The sequence below is a fragment of the Pseudomonas kitaguniensis genome (genome assembly GCF_049199985.1).
Classification (GTDB): Bacteria; Pseudomonadota; Gammaproteobacteria; order Pseudomonadales; family Pseudomonadaceae; genus Aquipseudomonas; species Aquipseudomonas kitaguniensis.
The window spans coordinates 1-263 of record NZ_JBLZPT010000069.1; the positions used below are offsets into that span (position 1 = coordinate 1).

1 tRNA gene is annotated in these 263 nt (G+C 42.2%); it reads right to left on the reverse strand.

The window, feature by feature from the left end:
- Window positions 1-180 precede the first annotated feature (180 nt).
- Window positions 181-256 (reverse strand) — tRNA-Ala (locus ACOZK9_RS27390).
- Between the last annotated feature and the right edge of the window lie 7 nt (window positions 257-263).

Consider the following 263-nt stretch of genomic DNA (forward strand, 5'->3'; position numbering starts at 1 on the left):
TACTCAATGCAGAGTAACTCACAAATTTTACCTTAGCCTGATCCGTTACCAGTGAAAGTAACGTTCAGTCTATCTTTCTATCACATACCCAAATTTTTAAAGAACGATCTAATCAAAGACTAGAAATCAATATTCACACCGGAATATTCATTTCTAAACTCTAACAGCAGAAGCAGTTAATGGTGGAGCCAAACGGGATCGAACCGTTGACCTCCTGCGTGCAAGGCAGGCGCTCTCCCAGCTGAGCTATGGCCCCATACAAA